This is a genomic window from Conchiformibius steedae, assembly GCF_014054725.1.
Taxonomy (GTDB): Bacteria; Pseudomonadota; Gammaproteobacteria; order Burkholderiales; family Neisseriaceae; genus Conchiformibius; species Conchiformibius steedae.
In genome coordinates this window covers 1164895-1183894 of record NZ_CP059563.1, presented here as the reverse complement: position 1 = coordinate 1183894, position 19000 = coordinate 1164895, and the positions used below count along the sequence as shown (strand labels likewise).

22 protein-coding genes are annotated in these 19000 nt (G+C 51.1%); 15 read left to right on the top strand and 7 right to left on the bottom strand.

Annotated elements, in window-relative coordinates; translation table 11 throughout:
- Position 1 precedes the first annotated feature (1 nt).
- The 9 genes from H3L98_RS06370 (at position 2) to H3L98_RS06330 (ending at position 7217) form a co-directional block, all read left to right on the top strand.
- Positions 2-313 (top strand): hypothetical protein, encoded by a 312-nt coding sequence (locus H3L98_RS06370; RefSeq protein ID WP_027021262.1) that lies wholly within the window; start codon positions 2-4, stop codon positions 311-313.
- Positions 314-337: 24 nt separating this feature from the next.
- Positions 338-811 carry a dUTP diphosphatase gene (gene dut / locus H3L98_RS06365; RefSeq protein WP_027021261.1) on the top strand — a complete coding sequence of 158 codons (474 nt, stop codon included), beginning with the start codon at positions 338-340 and terminating at the stop codon, positions 809-811.
- A gap of 113 nt (positions 812-924) precedes the next feature.
- Positions 925-2358, top strand: coding sequence for a replicative DNA helicase (gene dnaB, locus H3L98_RS06360; protein WP_156932266.1), 1434 nt, complete (start codon positions 925-927; stop codon positions 2356-2358).
- A 10-nt stretch (positions 2359-2368) separates the two neighbouring features.
- Entirely contained in the window at positions 2369-3016 is a 648-nt protein-coding gene (locus tag H3L98_RS10930; RefSeq protein WP_051531960.1) for a GspH/FimT family pseudopilin, read from the top strand.
- Between the two features lie 36 nt (positions 3017-3052).
- Positions 3053-3688 carry a type IV pilus modification protein PilV gene (gene pilV, locus H3L98_RS06350; protein WP_051531959.1) on the top strand — a complete coding sequence of 212 codons (636 nt, stop codon included), beginning with the start codon at positions 3053-3055 and terminating at the stop codon, positions 3686-3688.
- Between the two features lie 66 nt (positions 3689-3754).
- A complete protein-coding gene (locus H3L98_RS06345; protein WP_027021259.1) occupies positions 3755-4894 on the top strand; it encodes a PilW family protein in 1140 nt (379 codons plus the stop codon).
- Between the two features lie 23 nt (positions 4895-4917).
- Positions 4918-5496, top strand: a complete 579-nt coding sequence (locus H3L98_RS06340; protein WP_027021258.1) for a pilus assembly PilX family protein — start codon at positions 4918-4920, stop codon at positions 5494-5496.
- Complete coding sequence (locus tag H3L98_RS06335) at positions 5493-5957, top strand: type IV pilin protein (RefSeq protein ID WP_034332994.1); 465 nt, start codon at positions 5493-5495, stop codon at positions 5955-5957. The genes H3L98_RS06340 and H3L98_RS06335 overlap by 4 nt, the downstream gene beginning before the upstream one ends.
- 189 nt (positions 5958-6146) lie before the next feature.
- The gene (locus H3L98_RS06330) at positions 6147-7217 is read left to right on the top strand and encodes a zinc-dependent alcohol dehydrogenase family protein (protein ID WP_027021257.1); all 1071 of its coding nucleotides are present in this window, start codon (positions 6147-6149) and stop codon (positions 7215-7217) included.
- A 74-nt stretch (positions 7218-7291) separates the two neighbouring features.
- On the opposite strand, the gene H3L98_RS06325 is transcribed toward H3L98_RS06330, so the two are convergent.
- A complete protein-coding gene (locus tag H3L98_RS06325; RefSeq protein ID WP_027021256.1) occupies positions 7292-9106 on the bottom strand; it encodes an L-lactate permease in 1815 nt (604 codons plus the stop codon).
- Between the two features lie 534 nt (positions 9107-9640).
- Positions 9641-10675 (bottom strand): NAD(P)H-dependent flavin oxidoreductase, encoded by a 1035-nt coding sequence (locus H3L98_RS06320; protein ID WP_027021255.1) that lies wholly within the window; start codon positions 10673-10675, stop codon positions 9641-9643.
- Between the two features lie 235 nt (positions 10676-10910).
- On the opposite strand from H3L98_RS06320, the gene H3L98_RS06315 reads away from it, so the two are divergent.
- From H3L98_RS06315 to hpf, 6 genes are all read left to right on the top strand, one after another.
- Complete coding sequence (locus H3L98_RS06315; protein ID WP_027021254.1) at positions 10911-11450, top strand: KdsC family phosphatase; 540 nt, start codon at positions 10911-10913, stop codon at positions 11448-11450.
- Positions 11447-12022, top strand: coding sequence for an LPS export ABC transporter periplasmic protein LptC (lptC, locus tag H3L98_RS06310; protein ID WP_027021253.1), 576 nt, complete (start codon positions 11447-11449; stop codon positions 12020-12022). Before H3L98_RS06315 ends, lptC begins: the two co-directional genes overlap by 4 nt.
- Positions 12012-12551 (top strand): lipopolysaccharide transport periplasmic protein LptA, encoded by a 540-nt coding sequence (gene lptA, locus H3L98_RS06305; protein ID WP_246327794.1) that lies wholly within the window; start codon positions 12012-12014, stop codon positions 12549-12551. The genes lptC and lptA overlap by 11 nt, the downstream gene beginning before the upstream one ends.
- A 21-nt stretch (positions 12552-12572) precedes the next feature.
- The gene (gene lptB, locus H3L98_RS06300; protein WP_027021251.1) at positions 12573-13298 is read left to right on the top strand and encodes an LPS export ABC transporter ATP-binding protein; all 726 of its coding nucleotides are present in this window, start codon (positions 12573-12575) and stop codon (positions 13296-13298) included.
- An 8-nt stretch (positions 13299-13306) separates the two neighbouring features.
- Positions 13307-14662 (top strand): RNA polymerase factor sigma-54, encoded by a 1356-nt coding sequence (rpoN, locus tag H3L98_RS06295; RefSeq protein ID WP_027021250.1) that lies wholly within the window; start codon positions 13307-13309, stop codon positions 14660-14662.
- 69 nt (positions 14663-14731) lie between these two features.
- Entirely contained in the window at positions 14732-15025 is a 294-nt protein-coding gene (gene hpf / locus H3L98_RS06290) for a ribosome hibernation-promoting factor, HPF/YfiA family (RefSeq protein ID WP_027021249.1), read from the top strand.
- A gap of 67 nt (positions 15026-15092) precedes the next feature.
- Here hpf and H3L98_RS06285 read toward each other — a convergent pair whose 3' ends face one another.
- The 5 genes from H3L98_RS06285 to nudB all read right to left on the bottom strand — a co-directional run bounded on the left by H3L98_RS06285 (position 15093) and on the right by nudB (position 18955).
- Positions 15093-16385, bottom strand: a complete 1293-nt coding sequence (locus tag H3L98_RS06285) for a M23 family metallopeptidase (RefSeq protein ID WP_027021248.1) — start codon at positions 16383-16385, stop codon at positions 15093-15095.
- A gap of 226 nt (positions 16386-16611) precedes the next feature.
- Positions 16612-17499, bottom strand: coding sequence for an NAD(+)/NADH kinase (locus tag H3L98_RS06280; protein WP_027021247.1), 888 nt, complete (start codon positions 17497-17499; stop codon positions 16612-16614).
- Between the two features lie 28 nt (positions 17500-17527).
- Complete coding sequence (locus H3L98_RS06275; protein ID WP_027021246.1) at positions 17528-17902, bottom strand: SirB2 family protein; 375 nt, start codon at positions 17900-17902, stop codon at positions 17528-17530.
- Between the two features lie 9 nt (positions 17903-17911).
- Positions 17912-18487 carry a tRNA 5-(aminomethyl)-2-thiouridylate-methyltransferase MnmM gene (gene mnmM / locus H3L98_RS06270; protein WP_027021245.1) on the bottom strand — a complete coding sequence of 192 codons (576 nt, stop codon included), beginning with the start codon at positions 18485-18487 and terminating at the stop codon, positions 17912-17914.
- Between the two features lie 9 nt (positions 18488-18496).
- Positions 18497-18955 (bottom strand): dihydroneopterin triphosphate diphosphatase, encoded by a 459-nt coding sequence (gene nudB / locus H3L98_RS06265; RefSeq protein ID WP_034332992.1) that lies wholly within the window; start codon positions 18953-18955, stop codon positions 18497-18499.
- Positions 18956-19000 lie beyond the last annotated feature (45 nt).

The window sequence follows — 19000 nt, the reverse complement described above, 5'->3', positions numbered from 1 at the left end:
CATGCCCCAGCTTGACACCCTGTTGCGCGAGAAAATCGCCTTTGATGATTACAGCCGTTTGATTGCCCAACACAGCAGCCGTTTTTCCGCTGCCGAAACCGCTTTGCTGCAGGAAATTTTGCGCGACTTTACTTTTGATACCGCACAGGCACAGGCTTTGGCAAACGCCGTGTTGCAACAAAGCCGTTTTGACCCGAATGCCGCGCATATTTTTGATGATGATGAAGACTTTACCGGCGTTTGCCCCCATTGTCTGAATCCGCCCGTCCCGCCTTTGCGCGATTATCAAATGTGGCGCGAACAAAATGCTTAAACCATTTATTATTCAGGATAAAAAATGAATCCCGCTGTTGTTGAACTCAAAATCATCCGCCCCGAAGCCGCCGCTTACCTGCCCGCTTATGCAACCGAAGGTTCGGCAGGTTTGGATTTGCACGCCTGTATTGATGCACCGCTGACACTCGCCCCGCAGCAAACCGAGCTGATTCCCACCGGTTTGGCGGTACACCTGCGCGATGCGGGCTTGGCAGCCATGCTGCTGCCGCGTTCGGGATTGGGACATAAACACGGGATTGTATTGGGTAATTTGGTGGGTTTGATTGATTCCGATTATCAGGGCGAACTGATGGTGTCGCTGTGGAACAGAAGCCTTCAACCTTTTACCGTTCAACCGTTTGACCGCATTGCACAAATGATTATCGTGCCGGTGATACGGGCACAGTTTCGCCAAGTAGAACAGTTTGATGCCAGCAAACGCGGCAGCGGCGGTTTCGGCAGCACGGGCGTAAGCGGCGCAGCAACCGCTGCTTAACAAACACATACTTTTGCCGCTGTTTCACGCATTTACAACACAAAAACGCGCACAAGCCCGCAATCGCGCTTTGCCCGTTTGCACACGCCCGTCAAACCAGTAAAATAACCATGATGCCGCATTCCGAAGCCGTTTTAGCCGATTCCGAACCCCTAGCCGTGGGCGCACTACCCTATTCTGCCGAAGCCGAACAATCGGTTTTGGGCGGGCTGATACTTGACAATGCCTCGTGGGACAGAATCGCCGATGTGGTCAGCCACACCGATTTTTACCGGCACGAACACCGCCTGATTTTCCGCGCCGCCGCCACACTGATGAGCGACAACCTGCCTGCCGATGTGGTTACCGTGCAGGAATACCTGCAAAACCGTCAGGAACTGGAAGCGGCAGGCGGATTCAACTATCTGGTTACGCTGGTGCAGTCCACCCCGTCTGCCGCCAACATCCGCCGTTATGCCGAAATTGTGCGCGAACGTTCCGTTATCCGCCAATTGGCTGAAGTTGGAACGGAAATTGCTAGAAACGCCTACAACCCCCAAGGCAAAAGCGCCGACCAGCTTTTGGACGAAGCCGAAAATCAGGTTTTCCAAATCGCCGAAAGCACCGCCAAAGCCAAACGCGGATTTTTAGACATGGCAGAGCTGCTGCGCGAAACCGTCCAGCGCATTGATGTACTGTACCAGCGCGAAAACCCCAACGAAGTAACGGGTACAGCAACGGGTTTTGTGGATTTGGACCGCATGACTTCAGGCATGCAGCCGGGGGATTTGATTATTGTGGCGGGTCGTCCCTCTATGGGTAAAACCGCTTTCGCCATCAATATCGCCGAAAATGTGGCACTGGACAGCAAACTGCCTGTTGCGGTATTTTCTATGGAAATGGGCGGTTCGCAACTGGTGCTGCGTATGCTCAGCTCGGTGGGGCGGGTGGAACAAAACATTTTAAAAAACGGTAGCTTGAAAGACGAACATTGGGACAGGCTCAATGCGGCGGTGCTACAGCTTTCCGATGCACCCATTTTTATTGACGAAACACCGGGGCTAACCGCTTTGGAAGTCCGCGCCCGCTCGCGCAGGCTGGCACGCCGCTTTAACGGCAAACTCGGACTGATTGTGATTGACTACCTGCAATTGATGTCCGGCTCGGGGCGCAACGACAACCGCGCCGCCGAATTAGGGGAAATATCCCGTTCCATCAAAGCATTGGCAAAAGAATTACAAGTACCCATCATTGCCCTGTCGCAATTGTCGCGCACCGTGGAACAGCGCACCGACAAACGCCCGATGATGTCGGATTTGCGCGAATCGGGCGCAATCGAGCAAGATGCCGATTTGATTATGTTTATGTTCCGCGACGAATATTACACCAAAGAAAACAGCCAGTTTAAAGGCTTGGCCGAATGTATTATCGGCAAACACCGTAACGGCCCCACAGGGCGCGTGTTTTTAACCTTTTTAGGACAGTTTACCCGTTTTGAAAACGCCGCCAACGCCCCCGAACATGCGTTAGACGGCCCAGCACCTGCGGCAGGGTTGCCCGTTTTTTGAGAACACAATCATGAAAAATCCCAAATTCTCAGGCTTCACACTTATTGAATTATTGGTTACCGTTGCCATTATCGGCATTATGGCAGCCATAGCCTTTCCCAGCATGGCGGCACTGGTTAACAGCACCCGCATCAACAACCGCGCCGAGCAGGTTGCCAACCTGATGCGCTTTGCCAAAGCCGAAGCGGTGCGCCGCAATGTGCCGGTGGTGGTGTGCGGGGTGAAAATCCGCAGTGACGGCCGTCCGCTCAACCAATGCAATCCCAACGAGCTGGGCAGCGGCATGTTTGCTTTTGCCGACACCGACCGCGATGGACAATACAATGTAGGCAAAGGCGATATTGACCTGCGTACTGTCAATATCAACGGCAACAACAAATACCAAATTAATATGGGCGTTTCAGTGTTTGACCTGAACGGCGCACCCGTCAGCGGCAAAGACGCACAAAAAGCCTTTGTGTTTATGCCCGACGGCGCATTCGGTTTAAAAGTAAGCAGCGCTTTACACGATGCCGAATTAAGCCAATACTATATCCGTGTTGATGTGTCTGAAAACGAAAAATACAGCCGCAAAGTGGTGATGAATCCGGGCGGGAAAGTATCCATTTGCAGCCCCCAGCAAAAAGACGAATACGAATCGCCCAAAGTGTGCGCCTAATTTCCCCCACTGCCTGCCAACCCCAAAGGAACTGTGATGATGAAAGCCGTTTTTCCCCCCAGCCTGCCGCGCCAGCGCGGTTCTACTTTGATTGAAGTGATGGTGTCTGTGTTTTTGCTGACTTTCGGGGTTTTGGGGCTGATGGCCGCGCAAATCCGCTCGGTCGGCAGCATCAGCGAAGCCGAAAGCCGCAGCACCATTGCCCAAGCTGCTGAAAATCTGGCAGAAGCCATGCAAACCAATCCGCAAATCATCAAATCGGGCACCCGCGCCGTGCGTGCCTACAAACATTATTTAAGTGCCAACAACACCCCCAAAGAGCTGGATTTAAGTGCAGACCCTGGCACCATTCCCAATCCGCTGTGGGGCACTTGGGACGCCGCCGCCAAAGAAACCAAAAACAACATCAGCAAAGAAGCTCTTGCTGCTTCACAAATCCAGCTGTTTGAATACATGCTGCGGCAAACCCCCAATGCCCAAACCCTGTCGTATGTCATTTGTACCGATTCGGCATCGCCCAAAGAACCCACCATCAGCAGCGGCAGAATCAATTTCAATTGCGCCTCCAGCGGCTCTACCGTAATCAAAGTGGCATGGACCAACCGCCCTGCCGATGCCAAAACCCAATCCGAACCGGTTTATTACAGCTATCAGCTGCAGCTGGCAGAATAAGCCTGCGCCACACACCCACCTGTCGCGCCCGTATCGGCGGACGTTTGACCCCAAAAAGGAATTTTGATGAACAACCGTATCCGACACCTACCGTTTGCCGGCAAAAACCAAGGCTTTACGCTGATTGAATTTATTGTTGCCAGCGTATTGGCACTGATTGTGATTTTGGCGGCAGGCAGCACTTACTTCATCACCCGCAAACTTAACCAAGGCAGCTTGGAACGCTTGGATATTCAGCAAAACCTGCGCAGCGCCGCCGTTCACCTTACCCGCGATGCCCGTTTGGCAGGCACATTCGGCTGCTACAGCTTGGGCAACAACGTCAGCAATGTCAGCGGTTGGACAGCGCCTGATTTCACCACCCTGCCCAACACGCCCCAGCACGTTACCATCAACGTCAAACAAACCGACGGATTCGGCATCCGCGCCGACACCTACGACTACAACGGCAAAAAACTGCCTGCCCTGTTTTTCATTTATGGTCAGGGCGAAACCGGTTTTCGAGGAATCAATACCTTATCTGCCAAAGCCCCCAGCCAGATTACCCAAATTACCTTGGCAGACAACACCGCCGAAAGCACCAAATTAGATGTATTGCGTCAAACTCTGGCAAAAGGCGGACCGTTTGTATTAAGCAGCTGCCGTTCCGCCCTTGCCTTTGGCGGTATCCGCAGTCCCAACAACACCATCGCCCTCAATAGTCAAGTGCCTTTTGCCCTATCCGACAGCGGCGAACTGACCTTAAGCAAGCTGTATGCGGCAGCCTATATTTTTGACAAAGACAACAAACAACTGTTACGCAGCGATTTGGGACACGACGGCACATGGCAAAATCCCAAACTGGTCAGCCGCGGCATCAACGAAATGCAGTTCGGTTTCGGTTATACCAATAACTGTCCGCTGGGTTACACCCAACCTGCCGGCACGGCAGCCGCTGGTGGCGGCTCAGCAGGCGGCGGTGCAGCAGGCACAGCCCCCAGCGCGGGTGCGGTTGTAGATGCCCCCGAAACCTTTACTTTCAGCAACCGTTTAAGCGAATCCCAACTGCCCTCGCTGGTGCAAATCCGCTTAAACTATGATGTGGACGCACCTGCTATTGACGGTTCGGGCAAGCCTGTTGCCCCCACCACGCCCACCACTGCCGACTACATCATCAATGCCACCGTCCGCAGCGGCAACGCCTGCGCCAACCGCATGCCGCTCTAACCCCACACGGAGACAGTCAAACCATGATTCACCATCCCAAACAAAAGGGCTTTTCCCTGTTTATCGTCATGATTGTCATGCTGGTGATTGCCCTGTTGGTTGTGGTCAGCAGCCAGTCCAGCACCACCGAAATGCGCATCAGTGCCAACGAAGCCGACCGCAAATTCGCCTTATCGATGGCAGAAAGCGGTTTGCGCGATGCCGAATTAAAGATTCAGGATTTTTCCACCGCCGCAGTCGGTACTGTCTCGTTTGACTACAATTGCAGCAGCGGTTTGTGCCTGCCTGTTGAGCCCGTTAATATTGAAGACAAAAAACCCCGCTTTGTTGTAAAAGGTACTGTCGGACCCGAACCGAAGGAAGCATGGAAACGCGCTTCCGATAATGATGCCGACAAAAACCTGCTGGAAGACCCAAAAGCCAGAAACAGCATTGCCGGAAAAGCCGCCAACAGCAATGTGCGCTATATCATTGAATTTTTAGGAGAACGCAAAGATGGCAAACTCACCCGCTATCACTTCCGCGTAACCGCCCGCGCCAACGGACAAAACCCCAATACCGCCGTAACCCTTCAAAGCTATGTGGAGATGACCCCGCCATGAACACCCAAACTATCCGCCGCCAACACGGTTTTTCTTTAGTTGAAATGCTGGTCGTCCTGATTATTCTGGGCGTATTGGCAGCTTTTGCCCTACCCATGTATCAAGATTATGTAGAAAAAGGGAAATTGGCAGATGCCAAAACCGCTGCCATCAAACTGCGCCAAGAGTTTGAAGCCGCACGTTTGGCACGCCCCCGCGCCTTTGCCAGCCGCGCCCAATTCCAAACCGAATACAACAACGCCAAAACCGCTGCCGTTACCGGAAAAGTGAAAACCCAATACCGTTTTAGCGAAACCATTCTGCCTACAGGTCAAAATGCCCGTCCCAGCGGCTTCAGCATTGCCATTACCCCCATTAAATCAGGCAAATACGGTTTACGCATGAATATGGGCGGTGATGTATTGTTGTGCGATTATAAAAACAACAGCTTGGCAAACGAATCGTCCTGCAGCAAATTTTAACCATTTATTCCCACACACCAACCGTTCCGTTCGGAACGGTTTTTTATTGCACGTTATAACATAACATATTGACTTCTATTGGTAATTTGACTTAGTCCCAGCATTTCGGCATAATGGGAAAACCAACCCCAAGCCAAATCAAATCAGATTTCTTTTGGCATTTTCCACTTAACTATAAAGGACAATACTATGAAAGCAATGGTTTACCACGGTGAAGGCGACATCCGTTTTGAAGAAAAACCCAAACCTCAAATTATTGATGCCACCGATGCCGTTGTCCGCATTGTCAAAACCACCATTTGCGGTACCGATTTGGGTATTTGGAAAGGCAAAAACCCCGAAATTGAAGCCGTTGCCCGCGAAAAAACCGGCGAGTGGAACGGTCGTATTCTCGGACACGAAGGTGTCGGCATTGTAGAAAGTGTGGGCGATGCCGTGAAAAACATCAAAGTGGGCGACAAAGTGATTATTTCCTGCGTGAGCAAATGCTGTTCATGCGACAACTGCAAACAGCAGCTTTACTCTCACTGCCGCAACGGCGGTTGGATTTTGGGCTATATGATTGACGGCACCCAAGCCGAATTCGTCCGCACCCCGTTTGCCGATAACAGCCTGATTAAATTGCCTGAAAATGTAAATGATGAAGTGGCACTGCTGCTTTCTGACGCGCTGCCTACTTCACACGAAATCGGCGTACAATACGGCGATGTTTCCCCCGGCGACACCGTGTTTATCGCGGGCGCAGGTCCTGTGGGCATGGGTGCGCTGCTGACCGCGCAACTGTACAGCCCCGCCACCATTATCATGTGCGATATGGACGAAAACCGCCTGAAAATGGCAAAAGCCATGGGCGCAACCCACACCATCAACCCCGCTTCAGGCGATGTTGCCAAGCAAGTATTTGATATTGTGGGCGCAGACGGTGTGGATGTTGCCATTGAAGCCGTAGGCATTCCCGCCACTTGGGATATGTGCCAAAACATTGTAAAAGCAGGCGGCAATGTTGCCGTAGTGGGTGTACACGGTAAATCCGTTGATTTCAAACTGGAAAAACTGTGGATTAAAAACCTGAAAATCACCACTGGTTTGGTTAATACCAACACTACTGAAATGCTGTTGAAAGCCATTGCTTCCAGCCCCGTGGATTACACTCAAATGCTGACCCACCACTTTAAATTCAGCGAGTTAGAGCAAGCGTATGATGTGTTTAAACACGCAGCAGAAAACGGCGCGATGAAAGTGGTTTTGACAGCGGAATAAGCCATTTAAATCCATAAAAAACCAAAGCGGCATCTGTGTATCAGATGCCGCTTATCTTCTAATCATTCAAGCCATTACTGCTGTGTGGTTTTATCCGAAAATTTGGACATGGCAAAGAAGAATGCCACAGGTGCAGCAATCGCCACCGCCCACCAAATCACGCTGCCCGTAATCAGTGCCTGACCGATAAAACCAGCCTGAATCACATAATACAACATCGGAATCAGTGTTTTACGGATAATATCGCCTTCACGGTTTACCAAGCCTACCGCCGCAGCCGCAGCCACAATATTGTGTACGGAAATCATATTGCCTGCCGCACCACCTACCGCTTGCAAAGCAATCACCAGCGAAGCCGATTCAAAACCCAAACCGATTTGTTGCGCGGTAGAGAATTGGAAGAACGAAAACATCATATTAGAAATGGTGTTAGAACCCGCAATAAACGCACCCAAAGAACCAATCCACGGTGCCACATTGGGCCACATACCGCTAAAGGTGTCCGCCGCGCCCGCCGCCAATACTTTAGGCATAGACTGCAACGCACCCACTGCAGTCATATCGGCAGATTGGGAGTTAATAAACACCTGCACCATCGGAATGGACAACATCAGCGCAGGGGCAGCGGCAATCAGGGTTTTACCTGCATCCATCCAGCCACGGCGGAAGTTTTTCATGTCCATTTTAAAAATGGGAATACAAGCAATCGCCGCAATAATCAGCACCGTACCAGGTGAATACATGCCTTCAAATTTCAGGTTGATGCCCGAACCGAGCAGGTTTTGCCAAATAAAGGTATTCCAACCAAAAATAATTTGTGAGCCTTCTTCACCCCAACGCAATGCCAAATCGGGTTTGGCAATAAAGGATTTAATCGCGGGAATAGTGCGCGTGATAATCAGCAACGCAATCACAATCACATAGGGCGAAAATGCACGGAATACGGAAAAAGTAGGCGTGTTATTTTGATGTTCCTGCTGGGCAATCGAACCCATCCAGCTGGCGTCCCATTTGCTACGTTCGGGGAAATCAAAGATTTCTTTAGGCATCAAAAAGCCGCGTTTTGCCAAAGGCACGACAATCAGCAAGCCGACAAACGCGCCCACAATAGACGGGAATTCAGGTCCGAAAAAGTGTGCCGTCAAAGCATAAGGCAAGGTAAACGCCACGCCTGCAAACAGGGCAAACTTCCACACTTTCAAACCTTCGGCAAAAGAACGTTTTTCGCCAAAAAAGCGGGTCAGCAAGCCGCACAAAATCAAGGGAATCAGCGTACCGACAATACCGTGTACCAAGCCCACACTGGCGCCCACCTGATGCAGGTAGGCTTCAGTGGTTTGGAAAGAAGACGTGGCAACCATGTCGTTAAACACGGGGTTGTCCAAACCGGTTTTCACGCCCACCAAAATCGGCGTACCCACTGCGCCGTAAGATACTGGCGTGGATTGAATCACCAGCATGGACATCACCGCGCCCATGGCAGGGAAACCCAATGCCAACAGCAGCGGCGCACCCACCGCCGAGGGCGTACCCCAGCCGGAAGAGCCTTCAATCAAACAACCGAACAACCACGCTACAATAATCACTTGTACGCGGCGGTCGGGGGAAATATCCATAAAACCTTGACGAATAGAGCGAATCGCACCACTTTCTTTTAAGGTATTCAGCAGCAAAATTGCACCAAACACGATATACAGCACGGTTAGCGCGGTAAATACGCCGTTGGCAGCGGCAGCAGCCACCACATTGGGCGCGGTTTTCCAAACGGTAAGCGACAGCGCGGCGGTAACGGCAAGGGCAACGGCCATCGCCGCTTTTGCCGACCAGCGCAGCACCACCAGCAGTAAAAACACCACCAAAATCGGTGATAGGGCAAGCAGGGTGTACATGAAAAAACTCCGATAAGAGAATCAACTGGGTTTAAAAAATGATTTTAATTTTGATTAGCCAAAAACGGGCTACTGTACAAAACTTGCCATATTCGGTCAATAGCACCTTAAAAACAGGGATTTTGCGACTGTTTATGTAGTTTACATGTAATCTTTTGTTTTGATTTTTATAAAGAAAAATTAAAAATACCGCCATCAGGCAAGCTGATTGGTGCCATCATAAAATATGAGTACGCCCGCATCCGACAAAATTTCCCCAAGAACAGGAAATTGAATTATTATTCAAACCTATCAATTACTTAATCAAGACAATCACTCAAGATGGGATAAGCTTGATTTGTATCAATAAGCCGTTTTGCCAACACGCTATAATCGTGTGTAATAAAAGAAGCAAAAGGAATACAAACCCTTTTTAGATTGTTTAGCCAAACTCTATTTTAGATAAGCTTCTCATTCTCATTACAATAAAATTAAAAACTGCTTTCCTCTTGATGTGTGTGTGTTTGGGTGTGGATTTTTTCCACACCTCTTTTTTTATTGCTCCATCAAACGGGCAATAATGTGTGCAGCGCTGCCACTTTGTGCCAAACGGGCGTTTTGTCCTGCCCACATCGGCGTAAAATCAAAGTTTTCCTGCACTTCGGCAACACGGCGCAGGGCATTCACCGCTGCGGCAGCATGGGGAAACGGTGGCGCATCATCGTGCCACACGCCCAAGTCGCGCATCAGTCCATTTACGACACCACGCGCCCCACCGCCGCTCAATACATTGCTGACTGCCGTGTATTCGGCGGCGGAACTTTGTAAAGCGGCACGGTGCGCAGGAGAAGTTTGTGCTTCGTCTGCCAATAAAAATGCTGTACCTACCTGAACCGCACTCGCACCCAAGGCAAAGGCAGCGCGAACGGTTGCTGCATCGCTTATTCCACCCGCAGCCACCACAGGCACAGATACCGCACGGACGATATTCGGCAATAAAGCAAACGTACCACTTTGATGATGTGGATGTTTATCCAAAAACCAACCGCGATGTCCACCCGCTTCCCAACCTTGTGCAATCACCGCATCCACGCCGTTTTGCACCAAAAAACGTGCTTCCGCGACTGTGGTTGCCGTTGCCATAATTTTCGCGCCCGTTTCGCGCACCGCTGCCAACAAAGGCGCAGCAGGTACGCCAAAATGAAAGCTCACCACCGCAGGATGGTAACGGCGCAACAAAGGCAACACACTTTCATCAAACGGACGGCGCGACGGCGCAGACGGAACGGTATCGGGATTCACGCCCCAACGCGCAAAATAAGGCTCTAGCACACGATGCCAAGCTGCGGTTTGCGTCTCGGAAACCGTTTCAGGCACATGGGCGAAAAAATTGACGTTGTACGGACGACCACCGCTTTGCGCCTGCAAACGTGCCAATGCCTGATGCAAATCTTCATGGCTCAACATTGCAGCAGGCAAAGACCCCAACGCCCCCGCCGAACACACTGCAAGCGCCAAATCTTCGTTTTGCACACCCGCCATCGGTGCTTGAATCAGCCGATGGCTTAATTGTGCCAATATTTTTTGCATGATGCTTCCTTTTACAAACGCGGATAGTGCGCCCATCATATCATTATGCTGCAAGCGCGATAAAGCCCGACTTTTTTCCCATGAAACCGCATTTGTTGCAAGTATGCACACACCCACGCAATGGTGCATGGCACTGGTTTTCCCTAAAAAAACCAAACCGATAATCATCTTAACATATCTGTCAGGCACAAAATCTGTTAAAATTGCGTTTGTGATTGACCACCCGATAAACGCCATGTCCCCCACCCTGTCCGACCACCTTGCCCAACGTGCTGCCGCTGTCCGTTTGCTGATTTTAGATGTAGATGGTGTGTTAACTGACGGCAGACTGCTGATGGGCGCGAACGGCGAAGTGTTCAAAGCCTTTCATACTTTAGACGGACACGGTATCAAAATGTTGCAGCAAAGCGGCGTGGCGGTTGCCGTGATTACGGCGCGTAACGACAGCGCCGTTGCCGCACGGGTGCAACAATTGGGTATCCAACATTATTTTCACGGCGTACACGATAAACGCGCCGCTTATACCCAATTGCGCGAACAAACGGGTTTGGCGGAACATCAATGTGCTTTTGCGGGCGACGATGTGATTGATTTGCCTGTGCTGGTGCGTTGCGGTTTGCCTGTTGCCGTTGCCAATGCCCATGATTTTGTGAAACAACACGCGGTTTATACCACGCAGGCTGTAGGCGGTGCGGGCGCGGTGCGCGAAGTGTGCGACCTGCTGATGCGTTCGCAAGGCACATTGGACGCGCTGTTGCAGGAATACCTGAAATGATGTTACGCAGCAACTGGCTGTTTCCTTTGGCTTTAGCAGTAATTTTAGGCGGATTGTCGGCGTGGTTGGAACGCATCAGCACCATTCACACCGAAACCGTGCGTTTAAATCCGAAACTGCCGCAATACGAAATGACGGGCATGGCGGGCAGGCGTTTTGACGAACAGGGCAAGTTACGCGAAAAACTGGACGCACAACGCGCATGGCAATTGCCTGACGGTAAAGATGTGTTTTTACAGGGCGCAGATTTGCAGGCATTGGACGCAGACGGACAGCATTACAGCGTGTACAGCGAGTTGGCACGTTATCATTTGGCATCCAAACAAATTGATTTTGAGCAAGGCGTGTTGCTGCGCCGACACCATCGCCAAGCAGAAGATACAGAAATCCGCACCGATACGCTAACGGTGGACACCGTTGCCCGTACTGCACGCACCGATGCGCCTGTGCATTTTCGCCAAGGGCGTTCTGAAGGTTCGGCATTGGGCATGTTTTACGACCACAACAGCGGCAAACTGGATTTGCCCGCACAAGTGAAAGCCTTGATTTATGACCCTAAATATGAAGAATAAATTTACCGCCGTTTTATTGGGCGTGGTGTGTGTTCAGGCACACGCGTTGGAAAGCGACCGCCGCCAACCGATTGCCATTCAAGCCGACCAAGGTTCTTTAGACCAAAAAAACCAAATTACCGTGTTTAGCGGCAATGTGGTGATTCAGCAGGGCAGTTTGCATATCCGCGCCGAAAACGTGCGGGTGGCACAAGACAAAAGCGGCAACCAAATCATGCAGGCACAGGGCAATCCTGTGAAATTCGGACAGCAGTTGGACAATAAAGGTCAGGTAGAAGGTCAAGGCAAACGCGTGGAATACAGTTCCGCCACGGGCGTGGTCAAACTTAACGGTAACGCGCAAGTTCGGCGCGGTGGCGACATCGCTAAAGGCGAAACCATTACCTACAATATGCGTACCGAAGTTTATACTGTGTTAGGCGGTAAAGCGGCAGGCACGAAAAACGGCGGGCGCGTGAGCGTGATTATCCAGCCCAACGGCAGCATTCAAGAAGCCAAACCCGCTACCAAAGACAAAAAAGCAAAATAAAAAATACCTTACCCACACATCATGACCTCACACCTTCACGTTAACGGTTTACAAAAAACCTTTAAAAAACGCCAAGTGGTTAAAAACTTTTCGCTGGATATTCACAGCGGCGAAGTGATAGGCTTACTGGGACCCAACGGCGCAGGCAAAACCACCAGTTTTTACATGATTGTCGGGCTGATTGCCGCCGATGCAGGCACCATCCGCTTGGACGGCATGGAATTGCGCCATCGTCCAATTCACGAACGCGCCCGCGCAGGCATCGGCTATCTGCCACAGGAAGCCTCGATTTTCCGCAAAATGACGGTGGAACAAAACATCCGCGCCATTTTGGAAATCCGCTTTCGCAGTCGTGCCGAGATTGACGAACAATTGGAAAAACTGCTTGCCGACCTCAATATCGCACGTCTGCGCCACAGCCCTGCGCCCGCTTTATCAGGCGGCGAGCGGCGGCGCGTGGAAATTGCCCGCGTGCTGGCAATGCAACCGCGCTTTATCCTGCTGGACGAACCCTTTGCGGGCGTAGACCCCATCGCCGTAATTGATATTCAAAAAATCATTGAATTTTTAAAACAGCGCGGCATTGGCGTATTGATTACCGACCACAATGTACGCGAAACCCTGCGTATTTGCGACCGCGCCTATATTATCAGCGATGGCACCGTACTGGCATCGGGCAAACCTGATGATTTGGTGCGTGATGAGCAGGTACGCGCCGTTTATTTGGGCGAAAATTTCAACTACTAAAAACACTTATGAGTGCAAACCACCTACACCTCAAGCTAAAGCAAACCCAACAGCTCAGTCAGGGTTTGCAGCATTCTTTGCGGGTATTACAGATGTCCGGGCAGGAATTGGAGCGTGAAGTAGAAGATTGGTTGGCCGACAATCCCCTGCTCGAACGCGCCGACGAGCCGGATATCCCCCTTGAGCCCACACGCCTGTCTGCCGCAGTCGGGCAACGCGTATCGCAGCTTGGCGGCGACGATGCCGAAAACGCATGGGAAAACATCGCCAAAGAAGACAACCTGTACAGCTATTTGCACGCACAGGTTTGCGAACACCCGCTAGGCAAACTGGAAGCCGCGCACGTCCACATCTTAATTGATTTTTTAGACGAAAACGGCTATCTAACCGAAAGCCTTGAAGAAATTGTTGAAAACACCCCGCTGGAATGGATGCTCAGCGAAAGCGATTTAGAAAATGCCCTTGAGCAACTGCAAACCTTTGACCCACCCGGTATTGCCACCGGCAATTTAAGTGAATCGCTGCTGCACCAGCTTTCGCGCCTGCCCGCTTCCCCCGCACGGCGTTGTGCCGTGCAGATTGTTGGCAAACATTTGGAACGCCTCAAACACGGCGTTCACCAAAACTGCACCCATTTGGCAAAACACCTGCCCGAGTTTGATGCCGACACCATCAAGTCCGCCTTGGAAATGATTAGCAGCCTTAACCCCTTTCCCGCCTACGGCTTCACCACCGACACCCCCACCGCCTATGTTCAACCCGAAGTCTTGATTAAAGCCAACGACCAAGGCTGGTATGCCGTCAGCAACGAAACCACTTGGCCCCGCGTCAAAATCAACAGCGAACTGATGCAAGCCTTACAGGAAGCCGATTCGGTAGATAGTGTATGGAAAGAAAAAGCTGCGGAAGCCCGCCAAAAACTGGATATGCTCAGTCAGCGTAAATCCACCGTGATGCGGATTGCCGATTATATTGTCGAAAAGCAACAGGATTTTTTTGATTTTGGCGAAATCGGACTCGTGCCGATGCTGATTAAAGACTGCGCCCAACATTTGGAATTGGCAGAAAGCACCATTTCCCGCGCTGTTAATCAAAAATATTTGTCTTGCCCGCGCGGCGTATTTCCCTTACGATACTTCTTTACCCAAACCGCCGTGACCGGCGAAGACGAAGAAGGCATCAGCCAAAGCGTGATTAAAGCCTTATTGGTACAGATTATCGACAGCGAAAATAAACACAAACCCTATAGCGACAACGACCTAATGAAGCTGTTGCAACAACAGGGCATCAATATTTCCCGCCGCACCGTAGCAAAATACCGCGATTTGCTGCATATTCCGTCTGCCGGACGCCGCCGCGTGTAAACATTTGATTAAACTTTCGTGTATGCCAATGGGCATATTTTCTGCCAACACTCAACAAGGAGTGAAACCATGAACCTGCACATTAACGGCTTAAACATTGATGTCAGCGACGCGCTGCGCGAACGCATCACCACCAAGCTGGAACGGGTAAACCGCCACAGCAGCGGCAGCATCATCAGTGTCAATTTTACCCTGTCGTCCGACAAACACCAGCACAAAGCCGCCGCCCATCTGCATTTGGCTGGAAAAGACCTGCACGTTGAAGCAGTGGAAAGCGAAATGCAGGCTGCCATTGATGTGTTGATGGATAAAATTGACCGCGCCGTATTGCAGCACAAAGAAAAAAGCCACAACGTGCGTTAAACCTGTTTGACTGATTAATACACCCCGATTGAATACAATTCAATCGGGGTGTTCCAACATGATTTTATTAGTCTTTTTGCGACACCATTACCGGCAAGCCGCGTACCGCTGCCAATGTTTCATCGGTTTTTTTCTGGTATTTTTTCAACGCCGCCAAATCTTCCGCTTTCAGCTTGGGCGTAGGCAATGCCACCGTAGCAGGATTGACGTGCTGTCCGTTGATGCGTACTTCATAATGCAAGTGCGGACCCGTAGAACGTCCCGTACTCCCCACCAAACCAATCACATCACCCGCACTCACGCGCGTACCCACATCTACACCACTCACAAATGCACTCATGTGGGCGTACAGCGTTTCCATGCCATCAGCATGCGTTACCATCACCGTATTGCCATAACCGCCTTTCCAACCACGGAAACTCACCACACCATCACTGGGCGCGAGAATTTTCGTGCCTGTGGGCGCAGCATAGTCAATACCCGTGTGCATTTTAATGGTTTTTAATACGGGGTGCAGACGAATACCATAGGGCGAGGAAATACGGCTGAAAAACTCAATCGGCTGACCGTCAAAGCCTTTTTTCAGGGCTTCGCCTTTTTCGTCATAAAAATTACCGCCCGAATCGCCATGCTCAAAATAATAACCGTGATACGTGCGCCCACCCGTACTGACTTCCGCCGCCAAAATATTACCTGTGGCGATTTCCTGACCGCGGAAATACAGGCTTTCATACAATACACGGATGCTGTCGCCTGCTTTCAAATCATTTAAATCAAATTTATCGCTAAAGATTTCGCGCAAAGACGTGCGGATTTCCACTGGTACGCCTGCGCGTGATAATGCACCTGTCGCAGAGGTACTGACCACCACCGAACGCAAGGAAGGCATGGTTTCGGTATCTACCTCGCCCACATGCAGCTGCCATTTGCCGTTGATTTTTTCAATGGCAACCAAATTGCGTTCGCCGTTGTCGTCGTCGTTAAAAAACTGCACATCGGTTACTTCGCCCACGGAATCCACCCGCGCCGAAATAATCTGCCCTGCACGCAATTGCAGCATTTTGGTGTCTACAGGGCTGTTTTTCAGAAAGTTTTGAATGCTGTTTTCAGTCACACCCAAACGGGTCAGAATCAGGCTTAAATTGTCGCCTGTTTGCACTTCTTCGTCATACCAGTAGCTGGTGCCTGTTTTGCTGGTGCCTACCACGGCAGGCATGGGCAGTTCCTGCACCACACGTTCAATTTTATATTGTTCTCGGGGTGCAGACGGCTGGGGTTTGCCCACCGTTGCACCGGTAATGCCCGACACGAACAGTGCCGCAATGACGGAAAAACGCCAAGGAAAATTCGTTTTTTTCATTGCCATTTTGATTGTTTTGGGTTGTTGTAGGGAAATTAGGGGAAAACAGCCGTGCATCTTAACAGCTTTTGGAGTTGTTTTGCTTCAGTTTTTACGGAAAAATACATTTTTTGCCCGATTAAACGGCGCATTTAGCCAAATCAAACTTTTGTTATAGAATAATAATTATTATTTACATGATTTAAATTGTAAAGTTTTGTAAATGTTATAATATAACGGTTTGCGCTCACACCAGCTGCTCGCCCCAATGCAGTTTTTGGCGCAAGGTGCGGTAATACTGATAATTCACGGGATTGATGACTTTCACGGCATGATGATAGCGGCGCAGGGAAATGCTGTCCATGCTGCGGATGTCGGTAAACGACTGCCCATCGTAATGCACCCGCGCATCATCGGCTTTGGTGACCAAAATATCAATTTGGGCGGTGTCGGAAATCACAATCGGACGGTTGGTCAGCGATTGCGGACAAACAGGTACAAGGGTAAAGGCGTTCAGCCCTGCTTGCAAAATCGCGCCGCCCGCTGCCAGTGCGTAAGCGGTAGAACCTGTGGGCGTGGACACAATCAGTCCGTCCGAACGCTGGGTATAAACAAATTGTTCGTTGATAAATACTTCAAACTCAATCATTTTCCCTGCCGAACCACGCGACAACACCACATCGTTCAAAGCAAGGTTGCGGTAGATTTCTTCACCGTTGCGGCGCACATCTGCCTGAAGCAAAATGCAATTTTCGGTAAGGTATTGACCAGAAAGGATACGCGCCAATTCTTCTAACATCTGTTCGCGCGGCACTTGCGCCAAAAAGCCTAAAGTCCCCAAGTTTACACCCACCACAGGCACACGGTAGGGCGCAACTTTACGCGCCGCAGATAAAAATGTGCCATCGCCCCCCAAAACCACTATCAGGTTGCACAAACGTCCCCAATCTTCGCCATCATCGTATAGCTGGCAATGGCTGCGGGAAGGCTCGTCCAACAATTGACAGGCACATTCGGCTTCCATTAAAACCTGTGCGCCACGCCCGTGCAGAAATTGCACCAATTCGCGCACATCGGGGGCAATGGCGGGCGTGTCGGGGCGGGTAACAATGCCGATGCGGTTGAAGGGAATCATGGCTGCATTTCCAAGAAACAGGGGCATATCAGGGCTTAACCCGCGCCAGCCACACCACGGCGGCAATCACCAGCAGGCACGCGCCATAGGCAAACACGGCACGACGGCTGCGCGGTTCGCTTTTCAAACAAACGAATCCGCCACCGATATAGGCACACACCAGCACCAGCTTGAAGCCCAGCCACGAAGCTGCGCCGAAAATTTGCCACTTGCCCAAATGCAGCAGGGCAAGCCCTGTGAGCAGCAGCAGGGTATCGTTGATGTGGGGAACAATTTTTAAGACACGCGGCAAGGCTTGCTGCGGGCGGGAAAATCTTAACCAAAAACGCAGGTTAAACAAGATAATACTAATACACACCAATAAGATATGGCTGTGTTTAAACGGCAGGTAAGCAGCTTGCATCGGGTGTTCCTAGGGCGCATCGGCGCTGTTTTTTTCAATTGCCAACAAAAACGGGGGATAGCCGTTACGGTTGGTAAATCCGTAATATAAAACGTTAAACATGGGAAAAGGCAGGGTTTTGGCATAGCGGTTGAGCAAATCGGCTTCGGTTTTGCCTGCATCGTGTCCGGGATAGAGTACCGCAACCAGCAAACCGCCTTCCGCCAGCAGCGACAATGCGGCACTGACCGCCGCCAAGCTGGTGTCGGCGCGGGTGGTGATGTTTTTGTCGCCCCCTGGCAGATAACCAAAATTAAACACGGCGGCGCGTATGCCCGCAGGCACATGATGTGCCATGTGTTCGTGTCCGGTTTGAATCAGCTCGGCACGGTGGCGCACACCTGCCTGATGCAGACGCTCGGCGGTAGCAGTCAGCGCGGCACTTTGAATATCAAAGGCAAACACGCGCCCTTCATCGCCCACACAACGGGCAAGCATTAAGGTATCGTAGCCGTTGCCCATGGTGCCGTCCACCACCAAATCGCCAGCACGCACACGCTGTTGAACCAAAGCATGTGCAAAAGGAATAACGCTCTGTAAAACCATAACTTCCTATCAAAACGACTTTTCGTCCGCCAAACACAACAGGGCTTGCCGGTTAGACGGCGAAAATGCCAAAGCTGCTGCTTCACGCAAATTCAGCCAGCGCAATGCGGTATGCTCACTTAATACGACAGCACTTTGGCGGGGAATGCGGGCAGAAAACCAATGTTCGGTATTACGGGTCACACCGGGGGCATAACGATGCCGCCAATGCGGATAAATTTCGTATTCGGTGGCATACTGCCAATCGCGCAACTGCGCTGCTGTCAGCACAATGCCCGTTTCTTCGGCGGTTTCGCGCAAAGCGGCTTCAAACGGGGTTTCGCCCGCTTCCACGCTGCCCGTTACCGATTGCCAAAAACCCGCACGGTCGGCACGTTCCAGCATCAATGCCTGTCCTGCGCCATCGTGCAACAGCACCAGCACCGATACGGGTTGTTTCCAAATTTTGCCCACGCCGTGCGCCTGCATCACAAATAAAAACTTGATTATAGCGTTTCATTTTGCAGCGGCAAA

Coding starts and splice junctions, on each gene's coding strand:
- H3L98_RS06370 (WP_027021262.1), top strand. CDS start 2: ATGCCCCAGCTTGACACCCTGTTGCGCGAGAAAATCGCCTTTGATGAT.
- dut (WP_027021261.1), top strand. CDS start 338: ATGAATCCCGCTGTTGTTGAACTCAAAATCATCCGCCCCGAAGCCGCC.
- dnaB (WP_156932266.1), top strand. CDS start 925: ATGCCGCATTCCGAAGCCGTTTTAGCCGATTCCGAACCCCTAGCCGTG.
- H3L98_RS10930 (WP_051531960.1), top strand. CDS start 2,369: ATGAAAAATCCCAAATTCTCAGGCTTCACACTTATTGAATTATTGGTT.
- pilV (WP_051531959.1), top strand. CDS start 3,053: ATGATGAAAGCCGTTTTTCCCCCCAGCCTGCCGCGCCAGCGCGGTTCT.
- H3L98_RS06345 (WP_027021259.1), top strand. CDS start 3,755: ATGAACAACCGTATCCGACACCTACCGTTTGCCGGCAAAAACCAAGGC.
- H3L98_RS06340 (WP_027021258.1), top strand. CDS start 4,918: ATGATTCACCATCCCAAACAAAAGGGCTTTTCCCTGTTTATCGTCATG.
- H3L98_RS06335 (WP_034332994.1), top strand. CDS start 5,493: ATGAACACCCAAACTATCCGCCGCCAACACGGTTTTTCTTTAGTTGAA.
- H3L98_RS06330 (WP_027021257.1), top strand. CDS start 6,147: ATGAAAGCAATGGTTTACCACGGTGAAGGCGACATCCGTTTTGAAGAA.
- H3L98_RS06325 (WP_027021256.1), bottom strand. CDS start 9,106: ATGTACACCCTGCTTGCCCTATCACCGATTTTGGTGGTGTTTTTACTG.
- H3L98_RS06320 (WP_027021255.1), bottom strand. CDS start 10,675: ATGCAAAAAATATTGGCACAATTAAGCCATCGGCTGATTCAAGCACCG.
- H3L98_RS06315 (WP_027021254.1), top strand. CDS start 10,911: ATGTCCCCCACCCTGTCCGACCACCTTGCCCAACGTGCTGCCGCTGTC.
- lptC (WP_027021253.1), top strand. CDS start 11,447: ATGATGTTACGCAGCAACTGGCTGTTTCCTTTGGCTTTAGCAGTAATT.
- lptA (WP_246327794.1), top strand. CDS start 12,012: ATGAAGAATAAATTTACCGCCGTTTTATTGGGCGTGGTGTGTGTTCAG.
- lptB (WP_027021251.1), top strand. CDS start 12,573: ATGACCTCACACCTTCACGTTAACGGTTTACAAAAAACCTTTAAAAAA.
- rpoN (WP_027021250.1), top strand. CDS start 13,307: ATGAGTGCAAACCACCTACACCTCAAGCTAAAGCAAACCCAACAGCTC.
- hpf (WP_027021249.1), top strand. CDS start 14,732: ATGAACCTGCACATTAACGGCTTAAACATTGATGTCAGCGACGCGCTG.
- H3L98_RS06285 (WP_027021248.1), bottom strand. CDS start 16,385: ATGAAAAAAACGAATTTTCCTTGGCGTTTTTCCGTCATTGCGGCACTG.
- H3L98_RS06280 (WP_027021247.1), bottom strand. CDS start 17,499: ATGATTCCCTTCAACCGCATCGGCATTGTTACCCGCCCCGACACGCCC.
- H3L98_RS06275 (WP_027021246.1), bottom strand. CDS start 17,902: ATGCAAGCTGCTTACCTGCCGTTTAAACACAGCCATATCTTATTGGTG.
- mnmM (WP_027021245.1), bottom strand. CDS start 18,487: ATGGTTTTACAGAGCGTTATTCCTTTTGCACATGCTTTGGTTCAACAG.
- nudB (WP_034332992.1), bottom strand. CDS start 18,955: ATGCAGGCGCACGGCGTGGGCAAAATTTGGAAACAACCCGTATCGGTG.